This window comes from Desulfoplanes sp. PS50 (assembly GCF_053851535.1).
On record NZ_JBSPZA010000033.1, the window covers coordinates 1 to 19,384 of the forward strand.

A 19,384-nucleotide genomic window follows, 5' to 3' on the forward strand; every position below is an offset into this window, starting at 1 on the left:
GGCCCGCATGCAGTGCATGCGGGCCTTCGCATATAAGGGGGGGGGTAAAAAAGTTCCGGGAGTTTCTCTGTCAGCAGGCCATGGGCACGACAGTCGGGTAGCCGTTGATGGAGTGGATCTCCACGGGCAGCCCGTACACGGCCTCGATCATCTCCGAGGAGATGTGTTCCACGCGTCCGGCGTCATAGACCTGGCCGTCCTTGAGAAAAAGATAGGCATTGGCGAAACGCAGGGCCGTATTCAGGTCGTGCATGGTCATGACCCCGGCCATGCCGTGTTCCACAATGACATGGTGGATCATGGACAAGATCTCGACCTGGTTTTTGAGGTCCAGGGAGCTGGTGGGTTCGTCCAGAAGAAGAATCTCGGGTTCCTGGACCATGGCCCGGGCGATGGCCACCTTTTGCAGTTCGCCGCCGCTCATCTGATCGATATGGCGCAGGGCCATGTGTTCCATGTTCAGTCGTTTCAGGGCCGCGTCGACGATGCTCAGATCCTCCTGACCCACGCTCCAGCGGATGTAGGGCTTGCGTCCCATGAGTACGGCGTCGAACACGGTCATGCGCGAGCTTTCGCATCGCTGGGCTACGTACCCGATGGTCTTGGCGATTTCATTGCTCCGGAGTTTGAGCACGTCCGTTCCCTTGACCATGACCGAACCTCCGGACGGAGAGAGGATGGCGTCGATGCACTTGAGCAGGGTGGTCTTGCCCACACCGTTGGGCCCGAGAATGGCCAGGAGCTCTCCGGGCTTCAGGGTGAAGGAAATTTTGTCGAGGACCGGATGCGAATTATAGGTGAAGGAGACACCGCACACGTCGAGAATCATTTTTTGTACCCCCGGATGATCAGATACATGAAAAGGGGTGCCCCCATGAACGCGGTGAGCACGGAAACAGGGAGAACATGGGGGGCCAGCATGAGCCGGGCCACCGTGTCCGAGACAAGCAGGAGCAGGGCCCCGAGAAGAATGGTGGCCGGAAGCAGGAACCGGTGATCCCCGCCGAGGATACGCCGGACCATGTGCGGGACCACCAGGCCGACAAATCCGATGATCCCCAGATAGGCGATGATCACCGAGGTGACCAGGGAGGCTATGAGCATACCCGTGACCCTGATCCGGTCCACGCGGACCCCAAGACCCCGTGCGGTTTCGTCGCCCGCGTCAATGGCGTTGTAGTTCCAGCCGTTAGCCATGAAGTACAGGGATGCCAGACCGGTCACCCCGGCGAGAATGGCCAGTTCGTTCCAGGATGCCCTGGCCGTATCCCCGAAGGTCCAGAAAACCATGGCCGCGAGTTGTACGTCGTCGGCAAAGAATTGCAGGAACATGGTCCCGGCGGTGAACAGGGCACCCAGGGCGACACCGGTCAGGATCATGGTCTCCGGGGTGGCCCCGCGGAGTCTGGATACAAGGATGATCATGCCCGTGGCCAGAAGGCTGCAGGCAAAGGCGGCCCCGGTGGTCAGATAGGGGTTGGTGATGGTGATGGATTCGACCTGGGAACTGCCCATGATGCCTGATCCCATGAGCATCACGGAAAACGCGGCCCCGAAGGCTGCCGCATGGGAGATGCCCAGGGTAAAGGGTGAGCCCAGGGGATTGCGCAGGATGGATTGCATGACCGCCCCGGCAACGGCCAGGCCCGCCCCGGCGATCATGGCCGCCAGGGCCTGGGGAAGGCGGATCTGCCAGACAATGATATCGAACCGTTTGGAGACACCCATGGACAAGAGACTTTTACCCACATCGAGGATGGGTACATGGGCCGCGCCCAGGGATATGGCCGTGATCAGGGCGGCGAGCAAAAGCAGTCCGGTTACACCGATAAGAATGACTTTTCGTCCGATGTACCGGGAATATTCTGCAGGGATATGGCCGTCTTCGAGATGCATGGATTCGGTTTCAGGTTTCAGGTTGTAAGTTGCAGGTCGTAATCCTTCCCCCAGGCAACCAATCAATCCGGTCAATCCGGTCATTTGGGTCAATCCGGTCCATCCAAGAACAAAGGCTCACTGCTTAATTCACGGGAATTTTCTTAAAGACCAGATTCTCGAATGCCTGGTCCATCTTGTCGAAGACCGGCTTGCCGACCAGGAAGGTGTAGATGGCGTCGGCTTTTGATTGGGGATCGATATCCTTGAATTGTTCGGGAAACAGGGTTTTGCCGATGAACCAGGCGTCGGCGAGGATGGATCCGCAATTCTGGGAATACCAGTTATAGGGGAGTACCCCATAGACCTTGCCGGTTTGCACGGCGGTCAGGGCCTGGTAGGCGGGGTCGTTTTTCAATTCGTCCAGTCCACCGCCCTGTTCACCGAATTGCAGGGTGCTCAGATCCAGAAAAAGGACATTGGGATCCCATTCCAGAATTTTTTCCTTGGCCACGTCCGAATGCTGCAGCCCCTTGCCGGTCAGTCCGGTGGTGTAGGCCATGTTTCTGAGGCCGACAAAACGAAACGGGGGATAATCAGGCTCGGTTGACTGGAAACCGTGGGGACCCTTGTGGGCCACCCCGCCGATATATACGCTCGGGAGGTGTTCGGCTTTTGCCTCGTGTGTCCGCGATCCGATTTCCTGGATGTTTGTTTCAAAAAAATCGATCACTGCCTCGGCCCGGTCTTCCTTGCCAATGACCCGGGCCATGATCCGCAGGGAGTTATAGAAATTCTGGCGATAATCTCCCAGATCACCGGAATCGAGCACAATGACCGGGATGCCGGTTTTTTGGATCAGTTCGTCCGGATTCGTGCCCGTGGTGGCGAAGGTCTTGAAAATGACATCGGGCTGGGGAGAGAGGGTCAGGATGCGTTCGGGATGGTCATGCCCCCTGAATTCTCCAAAAGTGGGCAGGTCCTTGAACCCCGGATTGGCCAGGGCATAGGGCCGGGCCTCGAACCGGTTTCTTCGGGTCTCCATGTCATCCACGCCCACGAGCATGGATTGCCCCTCGAGATAGGTCAGCAGACGCAGACAGCCCGAGCCCGAGCAGATGACGTGGTTGACGGAGGCCGGGATGGTGCGCGTGGTTCCCGTGGCATCGACGATGGTTCTGGAGGATGCCGCAAGGGAGGAAACAGGGACCAGGATCATGAGGACCAGCGTGATGAACAGGGGCGTGAGGTGGCGCATGAAAGATCCTTGGTGTTGCCGGAAACGGAAAATGATAGTGGGACGATGATACGTTGTGAAAATTCGTGATACGCAGGTTGCCTATACGAAAGATTTTTGTGCGTCAAGAGGAGGGGGAAGGAAGGCGGGAAAGGAAGTACGCAGTGCGCAGGGCGCAGAAAAAACGGAAGGAGACGGGAGGCAGGAAGGGAAGTGCGCAGCGCTCAGTGCGCAGGGCGCAGAAAAAACGAAAGGAGGCAGTAAAAGTGAATGCTTGGCGAGCCTTGGCGGACCTCATGTAGCGCTGCCAGAAGGCGTTGTCCTTGCACCGCGTCCGTGCACGGCCGTGTCCGTCCGTGTCTGTCCATTCCCCCCAGGCGCAGGTTCAGTGTATCACTTTGCCACGCAGGGCCTTGGTTTGTCCGCGTTTGACCTTGCTTTCAACGCGGCGTCTGCGGGCTGCCCGGCTCGGTTTGGTCGGCTTGCGCTTTTTGGGGGTTACGGAGACCGAACGGATCAGCTCACGCAGCCGATTCAGTCCGTCTTCCCGGTTTTTTTCCAGGGTCCGGTGCTGTTGGGCCTTGATGACGATGACCCCCTCTTTGGTGATCCGGCTGTCCCCAAGGGCCATGAGGCGTTGTTTGTACATATCGGGCAGAGACGACGCCTGGATGTCGAAGCGCAGATGCACGGCCGAGGAGACCTTGTTCACGTTCTGTCCCCCGGCCCCCTGGGCCCGGATGGGGATGATCTCGATTTCGTTGTCCGGTATGGTTACGGTGTTGGAGATGCGGAGCATGATCAATTCGTTGGGACTCGATAAAAGGAACGTTCAGAAACGCAGGGTACGCGAGAGGTGATCCCTTATTTTGCGCGTTCTGGCAAGGAGCGATTCCAGCATGTTTTCATGATCAGAGGGATGCCGGTGGATAGGGGGTGTCGATTCCCCTGAAAGAAATGGTTGTTGTACTGGACCCCGGCCGGTCACTTTTTGGACGAGACGACCTTTTCCACGGTATCCCGGAGTTCCTGCAGGGAGTAAGGTTTGATGGCCACGCCCTTGAACCCGTAGTCCTGGTAGCGAGCGATGATCGGATCGTCGGCATACCCGCTGGAGACGATGCCCCTGACTGCCGGATCGACTTCCAGGAGTTTCTTGATGGCCTTTGCCCCGCCCATGCCTCCGGGAATGGTCAGGTCGAGAATGACCGCGTCAAAGGGAGTTCCCGCTTGGAGCGCCTGCTGGTAGACCTCCACAGCCTGGTTCCCGTTCGTGGTGATTTCTACTTCGTAGTTCAGGCTTTTGAGAAGTGCGGTCAGGAGTTCCAGGATCATGGGCTCGTCGTCCATGATCAGAATTCGTTTGAGATGTTTGGAGGTGCGGGGCTCGGCAGGCTCATTTGTTTCCGGGACCAGATGATGCTCAATCCCCCCTGAATCGTCCAGGGCCGGGAGGTACAGGGTGAATCGGGCCCCCTGTCCGACCGGGGATTCGACGGAGATGGCGCCCCCGTGTTTGGTAACGATGGAATAGACCGTGGCCAGTCCCAGTCCGGAACCGGTTTGATGAGTGGTGAAGTAGGGATCGAATACGCTGCCGATATGTTCGGTCGCGATGCCCGGGCCGGTATCCTCGAACACAATTTTGACATAGGTCCCAGGCTTGAGTCCGGAGGCATGCTCTTTTCCGACCTCTTCGTTGGTCATGGAGACATGCAGGGTCCCCTCGTTTTGCATGGCCTGTTTGGCATTGAGGGTCAGATTGGAGACAACCTGTTCAAGCTGTCCTTTGTCCGCCTCAACTTCCAGGAGATTGTCTTCAATTTCAAAGAACGGCTTCACCCCGCTTCCGGAAAGATCGAAGCTGACCGTATCCCGGATGAGTGCTTCCATGGACAGATGCTGTTTGATGGGACTGCCACCCTTGGAAAAGGTGAGCAGTTTATTGGTGATCCGGGTGGCACGGTCCATGGACTCTCCGGCATTGGTGAGAAACTCCCGGGCAGGATGGTTGGTGTCGAGCGTGCTCGCAGCCAGTTCGATGTTTCCGTAAATGGCCATGAGGATGTTGTTGAAATCGTGGGCCAGCCCGCCCGCCAGGTTGCCCAGACTCTCCAGCTTGTCCATCTTCTGCAGTTCCTTGCGCATCCGGTATTCATGGGTGACATCCCGGAAGACCAGAACCGCGCCGGTGATCGTGCCCTGAAGATCGCGGATGGGGGCTGCCGAATCCGCGATGTGGTGTTCGATGCCGTCCTTGGCAATGAGCACGGTGTGGTTGGCCAGGCCGACGATTTGTTCCTGTTCCATGGCTCGGGTGGCGGGGTTCTCGCATTCCTTGCGGTCGATGGCGCTGACAATGGGGAAGACCGTTCGCAGGGGCAGTCCTTTTGCTTCGTCCCGGTCCCAGCCCGTGAGTGTTTCGGCCACCGGATTCATGGACGTGACCCGACAGTGATTGTCCGTGGTGATGACGGCGTCGCCGATGGAATAAAGGGTCGTTCGGAGATGTTCCTGGCTCTGGCGTAAGGCGTCCTCGGCCCGTTTTCTGTCGCTGATGTCAAGGGCGGTGAAGGTGATTCCCCTGGAGGGATCGTGCAGGTCGAGGGGGGTGGAGCTCAGGATGATATGCAGGATGGAACCGTTTTTATGCATGAATCGGGTTTCCATGGTTCCAGTGCCGTTCTGCTTGATCATGCCGTATTTTTCCGACCCGACCCGCTCGAATTCTTCCAGGGTGGGGTAGACCATTCTGGCGCTTTTTCCCACAAGCTCCTTTTCCTCGTACCCAAGCATTTCGCACAGCCGTTTATTGACCCGCATGAAAACGCGGTTCCTGACCAGACCGATGCCCACCGGGGCTGAACGGAAGATGCTTTGTATCTCTGCCTGACTGGCCAGGAGTCGGGATTCGGTCTGTTTTCTTTTTCGCAGATCGATGTCGATGCAGTAGAATTCGGGCTCGTGCCCGTCGCGAATGATCACTGCGTGGCTCGACAGGACGGTGATCGGTTCGCCGCGTCTGTTTTTGAGGGTCAGTTCCTGGGGCGGAGGCATCTGGCCGTCCCGGGCACCCGTGGCAATGACCTCGGTCACGGTTTCGCGTAAGTTTTCGGGGATGATCAGATCGAGCAGGTTCTTGCCTAGAGCCTCTTCCCGCGTATACCCGTAGATGATTTCGCTGGCCTGATTCCAGTAGTGGATCGTCCCGTCAGGCCCATATCCCTGGACCGCGACCTCCGGGACGTTCTCGAGCATCCGGCTGAACCGCTGCTCACTTTCGCGCAAGGCTGCTTCGGCCTGACGCCGTTTGGCCGTTTCTTCCAGACCGTGCAGGGCAAAGGCGATATCCGAACAGATTTCTCTGAAAAGATGTTTTTCCTGCTCTTCGTGGAGTCGTTCCAGGGGAAGGGAAGCCGTGAACACACCGTAGACGGTGTCTCTGTAAGCGATTGAGCAGGTGAAGCAGCCGGCGTCTTCATCCAGATCCGCCTGACTATGGTGGAACGGATAGTGTTCACACGTATGCGCATGTTCGTCCGTGATCATCAGTTCCCTGCTTGCCAGGGCCCGGCGGACACATGGGCATAACGGTTTGTTTTGAAACTGGAGTTTGTTGCGAGGATCATCCTTTGAGAGACATGCCAGACCATGGTCCACGCAGGTTCCCTCGTCATCCAGAAGAAGAATGCAGGCCGAGAGATACGCCTTGGAAAGGACCAGTTGATCGCAGATTGAGCCGATCAGTTCATGGGGGTTTTTGAGTCTGTCGATGCCTCTGTTCGTCCTGTGCATTCCATCCAGGACATGGTTCACATGCATGAGCCGTTTTTGGAGGCGAGCCCGGTTGCGGAGCATGGGCGTCAGAGCGGCAACTCCGCAAAGCGCCAGAAACAGAAAGGCGATGCGCATGAAGAGATGGGGGGAGGGTTTGAACAGGGCCAGCTCCCAGAAGGTGGCTCCCTGATCATTGTCGAGACAGTAGTGCAGGAGGCTGTCCACGCCCCAGACCATCAGTCCCACGAGGATAAAGGCGATGTAGAGGATGGAAACTTCGGATTGAGCAAATTTTTTGTTCAATCCGAAGATGTTGCGTACAGGACCGAAGCTGAGCACGACATAGGCGGTCATAAGGAGGATATACCCCGAGATCGTGTGTTTGACAGCCACGGTCATGATCCAGCCAAGGGAAACTTCGTTCCAGGTGATTTCTGGAGCCCACGGAGGAGGATTGCAGGAGACGAGCCAGGCAAAGATAGTCAAAAAGCCCAACTCGCAGACAATACGAAAGGCAATCTCTACGGCGAATGCGGATTGGTACCAGGGGTATTCGTACCTGTTTTTTTGTCGGACATCGGCCCACCATCCGTGCCAGACGATCCAGAGGGTGAAGATGGGCACCGCGTAGAGGATACCCCAGCCATCGCCATGCCAGAGCCACCACATGGACTGACTCCCCCCGGCCAGCCCGCTGAGCAGACCGTAGCGCCATCCCCAGGCCAGGGAGATGATCAGGGGGAAAAACAGGCCGATGAGGATGCTGATCTTGAATTCGGCGGTATCCAGGATCTGGATGTCCAGAAAATTGAGCGAAAATCCGATCAATCCAAAGACCAAGGCAAGCGTCATGCGAAAGGGGGTCGATCGGGAGAATTTCTGGTAGGCGGAAAGGGGAGGCATGGCGTACTCCAAAGATCAGAACTATAATTTTTTACAGGGCATTACAGCTTCTCTTGTCTTTTGTCATGTTTTTTTTGCAATCACGCGATGTGTCTAGTGAAAAATGTATGACATTTTGGAATTACTCAAATGCTTTTTCTTTACATTCAAAATGATACATGGAAGGAAATTTTACAATTTAAGAGAGTTAAGAGAGTTTAGAAATTTGGAAGAGTTTAGGAACTTATTCTCGAGAGTCTGCCATTTTCGTTGTTCCAACCGCCAACTACCCAAGGAAATATTTCATGGAACATGCACCTTCCCGTCTGGAAGTGTTTTCCGATTTTACCTGACCCTGGTGCTATTTCAGTACCGGGCGTATTGAACGGCTTGAGCGTGAATATGGCGTAGAGATCGTCTGGCGCGCACTTCCCCTGCATGAGGAAATTCCTGAACAGGGCATGAGCCTGGAGGAGTTTCTGGACGATCCCCATCTGGATATTTCGGCCATGATGGCCCGGTTTACGGAACTGGCCCGGGAGAACGGGGTGGCGTTCGTACCCACGGACATGATTTGTAACACACGATTGGCTCAGGAGGTCAGGGCCTGGGCTCATGAGGTCTATGGGAAGGGACAGCAGTTTGAGAGACGTGCTTTTGCCGCCTATTTTGTGGAAGGCAGGAATCTGGGTCAGATCGAGGTTCTTTTGGATATTGTTCAGGAGTTGGGACTATCCACGGATGATGCCGGCAAGGTGATGCGTGCTCGAACCTTCCGAGAACCCGTTGACCGGGATCTTGCCCTGGCCGAGAACCTGGGAATCATCTGCGCACCCACATTCATTGCTCATGGCAAAAGATTGGTGGGTGCACACCCACTTGGTGTCCTTCTCGATTTTGCCCTTGGAAGAGAAGCCGAACTGGGCACAAGCTGATCATGTAAACGGCGTTATCGCACAACAGGTATATTCGGCACAGAATACAAACAAAAAGGCGGCCTCGTTAAGGCCGCCTTTTTGTTTGTCGGATGATTGCCATCCCCGGGAGGTTAGCTCTTGGCTACCCGTGTCTTGACGTACTTGAGCAACGGGGTGCCGCCCGTGGGTTCGGTGACATTGGGGGGCATGAGCGCTCCGGGCACATTGACCCCGCCGAAATCCGGGAAGCCCGGATCTCCTTCCAGCCCCCGCAGGTGCCCGTAGCCGCCTGCCGCGCCGAGCACGCCCGGTCGGATGTCCGTTGTGGGCTCGGCCGTGATGGTGGTGGATCCCCAGGGGGAGGTCACTGTCACGGTATCCCCTTTTTCAATGCCAAGCCGCACGGCATCGTCCGTGTTCATGATCAACGCATTGGTTTTTCTGAGCTTCATCAACTGGTAGTTGTTGAAGGTAGAGCAGTGTTCATGCTGTAAGAGTCTGAAATTGCCGAAAATAAACGGAAACTCAGAATCTGGAGCATATTCTTTATCCACTTCCTTATAGTCGGGCAGGGGGTCGACGCCCTTTTCAACACTCACGGGATTGAGGAAATTGTACTTGCCGGTCCGGCTTGTGCCGGAGCTACCGTATCCCTTGGGCGGGTTGATCCCTCCCCAGGTCTTGTACTTGTAATAGGCTGCCGGATCAGTGATTAGAAACCCCTTCTCCTTGAGCTCCTCGAGACTCCAGGGGAGGTCGCGCAGCTGATTGGCAAAGGCCTCGTCCATGGTTTTCCAGGGCACGGCGTCCTGGACGCCCATACGTTCGGCCAGTCCCTGGATAATGCGGTACATGGGACGGCTGTCGTACATGGGTTCGACTACCTGGGCAAAGTAGCTCAAAAAGGCCTCGTACAGCCAGTCGGGTTTGATCTGACTCTGTTCCAGCCAGGTGGCATCGGGCAGGACCACATCGCTTAGCAGGGCGGTGTTGCACATGTAGGCGTCGATACTCACACAGAAATCCAGCTTTTCGATCCCGCGGGCCACGGATTCACTGTTGCCCCAGGTCAGCACGGGATCACCCCAATAGGAGACAAGTGCTTGTATCCGACCGTCGGCCACCTGCTCTTCGAATTTGGCAGGCGACCATCCCGACCAGAGCAGGAAATTATCCAGCTTGGGTGCGGGTCGTTTCTCCGGTTTGACCTGTCCGTCCCGCCATGCCGAGCCGAGTTTGCGTTTCCAGATGAGTCCCGGTCCCCCGGGTGCATCGATGGTCCCGCACAATCCGTTCAGGGACTGGATGGCAGCGGTTGCCCAATGGCCGTTAGGGGTCTGGGCCAGCCCGGTCCAGGAGATGACCCCCTTGGCCTTGGCCGCGGCAAACTCGCGGGCAATGGTCCGCAGGGTCTCGGCCGAAACCTCGCAGATGGATTCCGCCCATTCGGGCGTTCGGGCAATCCCGTCTTCCCTGCCCAGCACACGGTCTCTGAAGTCATCAAATCCCGTGGTCCAGTCCCGGACAAATTCCTTGTCATAGAGATCTTCGGTGATGATCACATGGGCCATGGCCATGGCAGCTGCCCCGTCCGTACCCGGTTTGATGGGGATCCAGGTGGTCGCCTTGGCCGCTGTTTCCGACTTGCGGGGATCAAAGACCACCAGCTTGGCCCCGCGCTTGAGGGCGGCCTTGAGCGCCGCAGTCTTGCGCTGCCCGTAGGATGTGGCCAGCTCGTTCATGCCGAACGCTATGATGTAGTCGGACTCCTCGTAATTGATCCAGGGCCGCTTGTCGTTCAGGTTGTGCTCGTTGGCCATGCGGTTGGCATTGTCGCACATGGTCCGGTGGGTTCCCTTGGGACAGCCCAGATGCTCGAAAAAGGCCTCGTGCACAAAGTTGGCAAAATCGTTCCCCCGGAAATAGGCGAGTTTGCCCTGGGGAATGTCCTGCAGTCGCGAGGCGACCAGATCCAGGGCCTCATCCCAGCCCGCCTTGCGAAAGCGGCCGTTTTCCCGGATCAGCGGGGTTTTGAGACGGTAGGCACTGTTCACATGCTTGGGCACGGCCCCTCCCTTGGGACAGAGGCGTCCGTCACCCTTGGGGTCTCCCTTGAGCCCGGCCACCTTGACCAGAACCCCGTCTTCGACCTTGGCGGTCATCCCGCACAGGGCTCCGCAGGTGTAACAATGGGTGGGGATGTCCTGATTCGCTGCGGCGGGCTTGGCCCCGGGCACGAGCAGGGGGGGCAGCGAGGCAAGGCCGGATTGGGAGAGTCCCTGGGCAAAGGCTGCAAGCAGCGGTTCGCAGGAGGAATCATTGTCTGTCATTTGGGCGCATTTCTGGAGAAACCAGCGGCATATCCCGGCCCATTCGCGATAGAACGGGGAGGTGGCATTGAGCTCGAGTTGATCACAAAAGGCAGGGGCCCATTCCATGAGTATGGAGGTGAAAAATTCGTCATAGGCCTCCGGATTTCCCTGTTCAAGCAGGACCGCACACGCCTCGAGTTCCACGCTGATATGTTCGTCCAGGTCCTTGAATCCGGGGGCCACCTGAACATCCATGTCCCGCAGGGCATTGCGCAACCGAAAGAGGGGTTCTTGTTGAACCACCGGTGTTTTGGTCACATGGACGGATGCATAGGGGAAAACCGGTGCTGGTCCGGCATTCAAAAAGAGATCCGCATATTCGAAGCGAAGTTCCATCAGGATGTTCTCCGTCGAGTCCGTGTCGAGAAAGGCGGTCAGTCGCTGCAGGGATTTACCCAGGGAGGAACCCATTGATTCGGCAAATGCGGGTTTGCCCAGAGAGCCGTTGGGAGCGAATGGTTCTATCAAGGAGAGAACCGGTTCGTCACGGAAGATGGCTGCCAGAAATCTGTAGATGGTCGCCCTGTTGGTGGGGGTCGTGGTGCTCATGGAGTATCCTCCTGTGGAATGCAAGGGACATGATGTCCCTGGTTCATCATTTGCCTGAAACGGGGGGTGAGTGAAAGTCTGTCCAGCCGGTCAGGATCCAGGCTCTACTACAAAATATGGGGAAAGGAAAAGACATGCCTTCGAAGAAGCCAAGCCAGGATCTTTGGAAACCGGGGAGCCGCGTCTGGAAACGGATTCCGGTTGCAACCATGATCGGTGTTCACCTGGTACAGACCTCTACATACCACAGAATAATCACTCATCCAAGAGAGTCATCAAACGTGAAAAAACAGGCTATGGGTAACAAGCTGTGCCTAAAGTCAGGACCGCGGTTTCCTCTGAATTGAGAAAAAAATCACATAATCTGGAGATAAAATGATTGATTTATGCATATAATATTTTGAAATTATAAGCTAAATAAAATGAACCAGGTCCATGAGATCGCTCATGACGAGAAAGGCATGGTAGGCATCCAGGATGGAGTTTCCCTCCCAGAGAATGGTTCTCCCGTTGAGGCGGCTGGCTCCGGGCATCCTTGCAATGCGGTCAGCCCCCGAGGTCGTGGTCAATGACACACGCATGGATACGGGGGTGCTGATGGTCAGGGGCGCACAGAAATTTCTGCTCAGGGCCCGGGAGACCCCCGCCTGGATCCGTTGGCGACAGATTGCAGGATGCAGGCACTGGCCGGCATAGGCACCGATACCCTTTTTGACGGCTACGGTTTCCACTTCCGGCATGTGGGCCAAGGCCTCTCTGCATCCTGCCGCGTCACTGGACACAAAAACCACGGGGGTGTTGAAATGGCCAGCCAGGGCCATGTTCATTCCCATCTCTCCCAGAAGTGTCCCGTTTATCTCCACGGAATAAATCCGGCCGTGGTCGATGTGAACAATGGGGCTGTCCGGGGTTCCTGCCATGGCATGATAGCCGATGAATAGGGCCGCGTCGAAGCCCTGATCGATCCCCTCCATCATGCCCAGGGGACGCGGTCCTCCCATGATGAGTTCGGCCCGATCGTCCAGAAGCTCAGGGATCAGATTGACCCCGACATTATGGGAATCCGCAACGACCACTTTTTCGGCCCCCTGATCAAAGGCCCCGGCAATGGCCGCGTTGACTTCGCGGGTCATGAATTCCCGGGCCCGGGCGTACTCTCTGCCCTGGACATTGGAATGTTCGCCGCGGACCACGCAGCCGATGCCTTCGATGTCTGCTGATATGTAGATGTTCATAAGGACTCCTTTGGAGGATAGAAGAATAGAGTGCTCAGTGCGCAGTGCGCAGGTCGGGACAATGCGTTATCCCGTTGCTATTGTTTTGATCCGACACTGTGATGATGTGGCGTCCGTGTGTTCGTCCGTGTATCTTTTGTCCGCGTATGTCCATGCTGCACCACCAGAAACAACAAACCGCGCATCCCCTCAAAAAGACACCATGCCAACCTGCCGCCTGCATCCTGGGCACTTATCGTAAATCGTAATTGGTATACAGATGACAGCTTACCGTGATCCCGTTGTCCATTTTTCGGGGGCCGGGGGGGGTATGCCTGCAAATCTCCATGGCCTGGGCGCATCGCGGATGAAACACGCAGCCCTTCGGCCGATTCCATGGGGAGGGAATGTCTGTTTGCAGCACGTCCAGATTCTGGCGGATTTTGGGATCGGGCCGGGGGATGGAGAGGAACAGGGCCTGGGTGTAGGGATGCAGCGGGTGGGCAAAAAGGATCTCCGTGGGACCTGTTTCCACAATCCGGCCCAGGTACATGACCGCGATGCGGTTGCTGATGAACCGGACCACGGAGAGATCGTGGGAGATGAAGAGATACCCGTATCCATGGCGTGCTTGAAGATCCTGCAGCAGGGTCAGGATCTGGGCCTGTACGGATACATCCAAGGCCGATGTGGGTTCATCCAGGATGACGCATTCGGGTTGGGTGATCAATGCCCGGGCGATCCCGATGCGCTGTCGCTGTCCCCCGCTGAACTCATGGGGCTAGCGTTCCAATGATACCTGGTCCAACCCGACTTCTTCAAGGCTCTTTCTGATCCGTTTTTCCAGCGCCTTGCCGCGTAACCCCCGGTGCAGTTTCAGGGGATAGCCCACGATTTTGCGCAGGGTCATGCGCGGATCCAGGGCGGATTGGGGGTCCTGAAAGACCATCTGCACCCTGGCTCTGACCCGGCGCATCTCCTGACCGTGCAGGTGGGCGATGTCCCTTCCATGAAACAAAATCCTGCCCTGACTCGGTCGAAGCAGCCTGACAAGCAGGTTGGCCAGGGTGGATTTGCCGCTTCCGGATTCTCCGACCAATCCCAGTGTTTCCCCCTGGCCGAGGTTCAGATCGATCCCGTCGACAGCTCGCAGCACCTCCCTGCGGGGGGGAAATCCCGAACGGACGTGGAATTCCATGGTCAGATCCCTGGTTTCCAAAATCCTATCCATGTTCGACTCCGAAAAGATGACAGCTGACCTGATGATGTTCACCCACCAGGGTGGTCATGGGGTATGCTGTCCGACATATGTCCATGGCCCGGGGGCATCTGGGATGAAAGGGACAGCCGGCAACGGTTTCAAGGGGATTGGGCACGGTTCCCGGGATCGGCTCCAAACGGGTTTTTCGTTCGTCGGGGTTGGGTATGGTTCGCATCAATCCCCGCGTGTAGGGGTGGCAGGGATGCTCAAAGAGATCTCCCACAGGTCCCTGTTCCACGATCCTTCCGGCGTACATGACCGCCACCCTGTGGCAGAGCTGGGCGACAATGCCCATGTCGTGGGTGATAAAAAGCACGGATGTCTTCTTACGGGTGACCATGTCCCGCAGTATGGCCAAGACCTGGCCCTGCACGGTCACGTCCAGGGCGGTTGTCGGCTCGTCGGCAATGAGCAGATCGGGATTGCAGCTCATTGCCATGGCGATCATCACCCGCTGGCGCATCCCGCCGGAGAGTTCATGCGGATAGGTGGACAGAATCCGCGCCGGATCGGGAAGATTGACCTGGGCGAGCATCCTGGAACAGACGGCCAGGGCTTCATCATGCCCTGCCTTTTGGTGCAAACGGACTACCTCGGTCATCTGGTTGGCAATGGTAAAGACCGGGTTCAGGCTGGTCATGGGCTCCTGGAAAATCATGGCAAGGTGTTTTCCCCGGACGGCACGCAGGGCCTTTTCCGGAAGTGCGAGCAGATCCCTGCCCCTGAAAAGGATACGTCCGCCGGTAACCCGTGCCGGTGGGGTGGGGAGAATGCCCATGATCGCCCGGGCGAGCACGGATTTGCCGCAGCCCGATTCCCCGACCAGGCCCACGATTGTTTCGTCGGGGATGTCCAGGTCGATATGGCGCAGGATTTTGGCCGGGCCGTCAATGGTCGAGAATTCCAGGTTCAGGCCCTGGATGCGCATAAGGTTCATCGCCTGATCCTCGGATCGAGGATGTCCCGGAGGGCATCTCCCAGAATGTTGAATCCGATGACCGTGACCAGGATGAACAGGCCGGGAAAGGTGGCGTACCACCATTGATCCATGAGGAATTTGTGTCCTGTGCTGACCATGGCCCCCCATTCGGGCAGGGGAGGCTGGGCCCCGAGACCGATAAAGCTCAGGGACGCGGCAATGAGGATGGTTTCCCCCAGGGTCAGGGTGGCCAGGACCATGACCGGATTCATGCAATTGGGGATGATGTGGTTGAAGATGATCCATGTTTTTCTGGCCCCGCAGGCCCGGGCCGCCAGCACGAATTGGCGGTTACGGATGGTCATGGCCTCGGCGCGGACCAGACGGGAGAATTTGGGAATCATAACCACGGCAACGGCAAGGATGGCGTTGTTCAGTCCCGGGCCCAGAGCGGCTGCCAGGGCCATGGCCAGGACCAGGGAGGGAAAGGAGAGCAGGATGTCCATGGTTCGCATGATCAATCCATCCACCATGCCGCCGAGAAAGCCGGCGGTCGCCCCCAGGATCGTGCCCAGGGTTCCGGCCACGGCCACGACCATGATACCGATGCGCAGGGAGATCCGGGCCCCGAACATGATCCGGCTCAGCAGGTCGCGGCCCATTTCGTCCGTCCCCAGAAGATGGTTCCACGAAGGGGATTGAAGCCGATCACCCAGATTCACGTGGATGGGGTCATACGGAGCGAGCAGACCAGCGCCCAAAGCCATGGCCAGCATGGTCACGAGAATGATCAAACCGGCCAGCCCCGAGGGGTTGCGCAGTACCAGGCGCAGGGAGGTCATGGTTTCCGGGTTCAGGCGGAAGGGGAATCGGTTCATGAGAGCCTAGTATCTGATCTGCGGGTTGAGAAAGGCATAGATCACGTCCACACCGAGATTGATGAGCATGTAGGCCAGAGAAATAACCAGGGTGAAGCCCATGATAGCCGGGAAATCCAGGTAGTTGATGGAATCGACCACATATTTGCCCATACCCGGCCAGGCAAAGATGGTTTCCGTGAGAATGGCCCCTCCCAGGAGTTCCCCAATGGAGAGTCCGGTGATGGTCACTGTCGGCAGCATGCCGTTTTTAAAGGCATGTTTGAAGACAATTTTCATCGGGGAGATGCCGTTGGCCCGGGCCGTGGTGATATAGTCCTGGCCAAGGACCTCGATCATGGAGGAGCGCACGATCCGGGTGATCACCGCGAGATAGACATAGGAGAGACAAAAGGCCGGCATGAGAATGTGGGCCAGACTGTCCTTGAAGACCACCCAGTCACCCTGGAGGAGACTGTCGATCAGATACAGGCCGGTGATATGGGCTGGAGGGGTGTTGAAGATATCCAGCCGTCCCGATCCGGGCAGCCAGCCGAGGTTGCGGTAGAACACGAGCAGGAGCATCAACCCGAGCCAGAAGACCGGGGTGGATACCCCGATGACCGAGAAGACCCGGGTGAGGTGGTCCGCGATCCGGTCCCGGAAGACTGCCGCCAGAATACCCAGGGGAATGCCCAGACAGAGACAGATGACCATGCTGGCCAGGGTCAGTTCCAGCGTGGCCGGAAAAAAATCGGCCAGATCCTCGCGCACGGGCCGCTGGTTGCGGATGGATGTTCCCAGGTCGCCATGCACAAGACCCGACATGTAGTGGAGGTATTGGGTGGGCAGGGGCTGATCCAGTCCGAGTTCCTTGCGGATCGTGTCCACGATTTCCTTGGACGCCTTCTGCCCGGCCATCATCCGCGCCGGGTCCCCCGGTATGGCGTGGGAGATGATGAACACCAGCACCGTCACCCCCACAAGAACCGGGATGAGGGAGAGGATGCGGCGCAGGATGAAGAGGGCGAGGTTCATGGCGGGGTGGAGTTACCGGTTCATTTGTTTCTCGCGCAGAGGCGCGGAGACGCGGAGAAAGGCATTTTTTGGTTTTTGTGGGTGTCGGGAGAAAACAATCATTGCGGCCAGGATCGAAATCCTTTGGCTTAAATGCTTTTTATTTTTTCTCTGCGCCCCTGCGCCTCTGCGCGATAATGCTTTTGTTTCTCGCGCAGAGACGCGGAGAAAGGCAGGTGTCTTCATGCCTGAAGGGCTTTTATTGATCCCCCCGCGCGAGATCGTCTCGTGTCACTCCTTGGAGATATCTTCGAAATTGTACATGGATTCGAGCATGGGATTGTATACATATCCTTTGACCCGGGCGCGCATGGGTACAATGGTCTGTCGCTGATAAAGGAAGATGTACGGGGCTTCCTGCATGATGATCTCCTGGGCCTGGTGATAGAGATCCGTACGTTCGTCCTGGTCGCTGAGCATGGCTGCCTTGCGGATGAGTCTGTCCACCCGATCGTTTGCATAGAAGCTTCGGTTGCCGGGCAGCCCCCAGAGTTCGGAGTCGAACCAGAAGTTCATGAACATATATGGATCAGCGAAATCCGGGCTCCATGCCCCCAGGCAGAGCTGAAAATCTCCCCGGTCCACCTTGTCGCGCAGGGTCGGGTTGGACATCATTTCCAGTTTGAGTTCAATGCCGATGTCCGCGAAATTGCTTTGCAGGATCGTGGCGATCTGGGACCAGGAGGCTTTGCGTTCGGAATAGATCAGGGTCAGGGTCAATCCATTGGAGAATCCGGCCTGTTTGAGGAGTTCCCGGGCCCTGGCCGGATCGCGGTGATACTGGAAACAATCGGGATCATGCCCCCACATTCCGGCCGGAATGGGGCCGCGCATCTGCATGCCATAGCCCTGCAGAATATGGTCGATGATCCCCTGATAATCCACTGCGTAATTCAGGGCCTGGCGGATAACGGTGTTGTCCAGTGGGGGCTTTTGGTTGTTCAGGTAAACATATTCCACATACTGGGCCGGATACACGTTGACCCTGATGTCTGGATTCTTTTCCAGGGCCGGAAGCTGGTCGATGAGGATGTTTTCAGCGATGTCGATGTCGCCACGTTCCAGGGCCATTCTCCGGTCAGCGGATTCGCGCATGAAACGGATGATCACTTTTTGGATCTGCGGACCGCCAGCCTGGAGATCTTTTTTTGCCTCGAGCACGCAATGCTGACCACGACTCCAGGCCGTCAGCCGGTAGGGACCACTGCCGTCGGTGTGTTCGGCCAGCCAGCCCTGGGCCCGGTCCTTTCCCCGGGCATGGGCCATGATACCCGGATTGATGATACAGGCCCCGTTCGTGGCCAGGGTCTGCAGAAAGGGACCATAGGGATTTTTCAGGGTGATCTTCACGGTCAGGGGGTCGATCACCTCGATGCGGTCGATGGCGTTGATGTTTCCGGCCGGCCCCTTGCCAATGGCCAGGGTCCGTTCCAGGGAGAATTTGACCGCCCGGGCATCAACAGGGGTGCCGTCATCAAAGGTTTTGTCGGATTTGAGGTGGAAAACCCAGGTGGTGCCGTCTTGGCTCACGGTCCAGGAGGTGGCGAGCATGGGTTCGACCTCGGTCAGCCCCTTGCCGTCTTCGGTCTTGTACTGGACCAGCCGTTCGTAGCAGGGATAGATTTCCCGCCAGTCGAAATTGTCACTGGATACCGCCGGGTCCAGGGTGTGGATGTCCGAGGATACCCCGACCACAAGCACGTCCTTGGGGATGGACCATGCGTGAAAAGGGAAACTCAAACACGCGATGACCACTGCCATGAGCAAAAAGCGTTTATTCACGGGATCCTCCCGGGTTGCTGGTGGATAGCGATGATCAGTCGAGATAGCTGATTTGTAGGGTTGTGGTCAAATGGATGGTGCGCTCAACTCATACATCGGCCGATACTCCATGAGTCTGATCCACCCTTTGACCAATCGGTAGACATACCAGACGGTCACCACGAACCCCAGGGCCACGCCGAGTCCAAAGAGAACAACCAGCGGGGCGGCCACGCATGACCACAACAGGCCGAACCAGAATGTCCGGATCTGCCAGCGGTAATGGCTGAACAACACCGGATCCTGCCGGGCGTCGTCACGTTTGATGTAATCCACCACAATGGCCACGATGGCGGTGATCCCGGTAAGAAATACCAGACCATACATGATGTAGCAGAATTGGAGGATTTTTTTCTGGGCCGAGGGGTCGAATTCGGGAGTGACCGGAAAGGGACGTCTGGGCATGATTTACTCCTTACAGGGGTGAAAAATACAATGAGCAGGTTACTACAATGTCCGCGGCCCGGGGTAAAGCGGGAGATCCGGGTCGTGAATGAGAACTGCAGAAAAAGTGGGCCTCCCTGTTGACCATGTGTTTCGTTTATGGGAATGAAGGCATAATTATTGGCTGGGACGATGATGCAAAAGAATGGGGTTCTGTCCGGCCAAAGGGCAGTTGTGTGCAT

13 protein-coding genes and 2 pseudogenes are annotated in these 19,384 nt (G+C 57.1%); 1 reads left to right on the forward strand and 14 read right to left on the reverse strand.

The features are described from left to right. Positions 1-70: 70 nt before the first annotated feature. The 5 genes from ACTVJH_RS13180 to ACTVJH_RS13200 all read right to left on the reverse strand — a co-directional run bounded on the left by ACTVJH_RS13180 (position 71) and on the right by ACTVJH_RS13200 (position 7,792). Positions 71-829 carry an ABC transporter ATP-binding protein gene (locus ACTVJH_RS13180; protein WP_455991528.1) on the reverse strand — a complete coding sequence of 253 codons (759 nt, stop codon included), beginning with the start codon at positions 827-829 and terminating at the stop codon, positions 71-73. Beyond that, entirely contained in the window at positions 826-1,896 is a 1,071-nt protein-coding gene (locus ACTVJH_RS13185) for a FecCD family ABC transporter permease (protein WP_455991582.1), read from the reverse strand. The genes ACTVJH_RS13180 and ACTVJH_RS13185 overlap by 4 nt, the downstream gene beginning before the upstream one ends. Before the next feature lie 124 nt (positions 1,897-2,020). Continuing rightward, positions 2,021-3,133, reverse strand: a complete 1,113-nt coding sequence (locus ACTVJH_RS13190; RefSeq protein WP_455991531.1) for an iron ABC transporter substrate-binding protein — start codon at positions 3,131-3,133, stop codon at positions 2,021-2,023. Positions 3,134-3,497: 364 nt separating this feature from the next. Continuing rightward, positions 3,498-3,911 carry an alternative ribosome rescue aminoacyl-tRNA hydrolase ArfB gene (gene arfB / locus ACTVJH_RS13195; protein ID WP_455991534.1) on the reverse strand — a complete coding sequence of 138 codons (414 nt, stop codon included), beginning with the start codon at positions 3,909-3,911 and terminating at the stop codon, positions 3,498-3,500. Between the two features lie 185 nt (positions 3,912-4,096). Then, complete coding sequence (locus ACTVJH_RS13200; protein WP_455991536.1) at positions 4,097-7,792, reverse strand: hybrid sensor histidine kinase/response regulator; 3,696 nt, start codon at positions 7,790-7,792, stop codon at positions 4,097-4,099. Positions 7,793-8,136: 344 nt separating this feature from the next. On the opposite strand from ACTVJH_RS13200, the pseudogene ACTVJH_RS13205 reads away from it, so the two are divergent. Beyond that, positions 8,137-8,706, forward strand: a pseudogene (locus tag ACTVJH_RS13205) (DsbA family oxidoreductase); the annotation flags it as partial. A gap of 113 nt (positions 8,707-8,819) precedes the next feature. Here ACTVJH_RS13205 and ACTVJH_RS13210 read toward each other — a convergent pair. The 9 genes and pseudogenes from ACTVJH_RS13210 to ACTVJH_RS13250 form a co-directional block, all read right to left on the reverse strand. Next, positions 8,820-11,609, reverse strand: a complete 2,790-nt coding sequence (locus ACTVJH_RS13210) for a molybdopterin-dependent oxidoreductase (protein WP_455991538.1) — start codon at positions 11,607-11,609, stop codon at positions 8,820-8,822. 413 nt (positions 11,610-12,022) lie between these two features. Further along, positions 12,023-12,844, reverse strand: coding sequence for a M55 family metallopeptidase (locus tag ACTVJH_RS13215; protein WP_455991541.1), 822 nt, complete (start codon positions 12,842-12,844; stop codon positions 12,023-12,025). A 232-nt stretch (positions 12,845-13,076) separates the two neighbouring features. Further along, positions 13,077-13,376 carry an oligopeptide/dipeptide ABC transporter ATP-binding protein gene (locus ACTVJH_RS13220; RefSeq protein ID WP_455991585.1) on the reverse strand — a complete coding sequence of 100 codons (300 nt, stop codon included), beginning with the start codon at positions 13,374-13,376 and terminating at the stop codon, positions 13,077-13,079. A gap of 144 nt (positions 13,377-13,520) precedes the next feature. Beyond that, positions 13,521-14,054, reverse strand: a pseudogene (locus tag ACTVJH_RS13225) (ATP-binding cassette domain-containing protein); the annotation flags it as partial. Beyond that, on the reverse strand, positions 14,047-15,021 hold the full coding sequence (locus ACTVJH_RS13230; protein WP_455991544.1) for an ABC transporter ATP-binding protein: 975 nt from the start codon (positions 15,019-15,021) through the stop codon (positions 14,047-14,049). The gene ACTVJH_RS13230 and the pseudogene ACTVJH_RS13225, both read right to left, overlap by 8 nt. Further along, entirely contained in the window at positions 15,018-15,881 is an 864-nt protein-coding gene (locus ACTVJH_RS13235; RefSeq protein ID WP_455991547.1) for an ABC transporter permease, read from the reverse strand. The genes ACTVJH_RS13230 and ACTVJH_RS13235 overlap by 4 nt, the downstream gene beginning before the upstream one ends. A gap of 6 nt (positions 15,882-15,887) precedes the next feature. Continuing rightward, complete coding sequence (locus tag ACTVJH_RS13240) at positions 15,888-16,898, reverse strand: ABC transporter permease (RefSeq protein WP_455991550.1); 1,011 nt, start codon at positions 16,896-16,898, stop codon at positions 15,888-15,890. 270 nt (positions 16,899-17,168) lie between these two features. Then, entirely contained in the window at positions 17,169-18,719 is a 1,551-nt protein-coding gene (locus ACTVJH_RS13245; RefSeq protein WP_455991553.1) for an ABC transporter substrate-binding protein, read from the reverse strand. Between the two features lie 66 nt (positions 18,720-18,785). Beyond that, positions 18,786-19,163 carry a DUF4870 family protein gene (locus ACTVJH_RS13250; RefSeq protein ID WP_455991555.1) on the reverse strand — a complete coding sequence of 126 codons (378 nt, stop codon included), beginning with the start codon at positions 19,161-19,163 and terminating at the stop codon, positions 18,786-18,788. Positions 19,164-19,384: the final 221 nt, after the last annotated feature.